The sequence below is a fragment of the Streptomyces sp. NPDC031132 genome, assembly GCF_055570595.1.
Genome location: NZ_JBVIGX010000092.1, coordinates 1 through 1,160, shown reverse-complemented (window position 1 = coordinate 1,160; position 1,160 = coordinate 1). Strand labels below are relative to the sequence as shown.

At 64.8% G+C, this 1,160-nt stretch carries 1 protein-coding gene; it reads left to right on the top strand.

What is annotated here, in order from left to right; all coding sequences use genetic code 11:
• Positions 1–120: 120 nt before the first annotated feature.
• Positions 121–1,160, top strand: a 1,040-nt coding sequence (locus tag ACZ49B_RS39165; RefSeq protein ID WP_468316106.1) for an IS630 family transposase, incomplete at its 3' end; no start/stop codon positions are given.

Genomic DNA, 1,160 nt, shown 5'->3' with positions numbered 1-1,160 from the left:
CACCGCGTTGGCTCCCTCCTCCGCCTTGCGATCGCACGCACCAGACCCCGCTCCCTGATCCGGCCTGATCCGAAAGACAGGCCCTAGTGACCTGAGTCAGAGGTTTCTCGTTGGTTCGGTATGAGTCGTCCTGGTCCGAAGATTCCGCCGTTGTCGGTGACCGATGCCCAGCGTGTTGTGCTGGAGGGCTGGTTACGTCGTCGTTCGACGGCCCAGGCTCTGGCTCAGCGGTCGCGGATCGTGCTGGAGTGCTCAGACGGCTGCTCGATCATGGAGGTGTCCCGTCGGCTGCGGATCGCTCCGGACACGGTCCGCACCTGGCGGCGGCGTTTCCTGGAGCACGGCTTGGACGGTCTGTGCGACGAGCCCCGGCCGGGTGTACCGCGGAAGATCACCGATGCCGATGTGGAGCGGGTGATCGTCAGGACACTCGAGGAGAAACCGAAGAACGCGACCCACTGGTCGACGAGGTCGATGGCCGCGGCGACGGGGATGTCGCAGTCGACGGTCTCGAGGATCTGGCGGGCGTTCGCCCTGGCTCCGCACCGCTCGCAGACCTTCAAACTGTCGACGGACCCGTTCTTCATCGACAAGGTCCGCGATGTCATCGGTCTTTATCTCGACCCGCCTGAGAAGGCCCTGGTTCTCTGCGTGGACGAGAAGTCGCAGATCCAGGCCTTGGACCGGTCCCAGCCGGTCCTGCCGATGATGCCCGGTGTTCCAGAGCGCCGCAGCCACGACTACATCCGGGCCGGCACCACCACCCTCTTCGCAGCCCTCGAAGTCGCGACCGGCAAGGTGATCGGATCACTGCACCGACGGCACCGGGCCGTCGAGTTCAAGAAGTTTCTGGCCAAGCTCGACAAGGAAGTCCCGGCCGGTCTCCAGGTCCATCTGATCCTGGACAACTACGCGACCCACAAGACGCCGGACGTGAAGAAGTGGCTGCTGGCGCACCCGCGCTTTCACCTGCACTTCACGCCCACGAGCGCGTCCTGGCTGAACCTGGTCGAGCGGTGGTTCGCCGAGCTCACCCAGAAGAAACTCAAGCGTGGAGTCCACCGCTCCGTCCAGGCACTCGAACGCGACATCCGGGCCTGGCTCGCCGACTGGAACGACCAACCCAAGCCCTTCGTCTGGACGAAGACCGCCGACGAGAT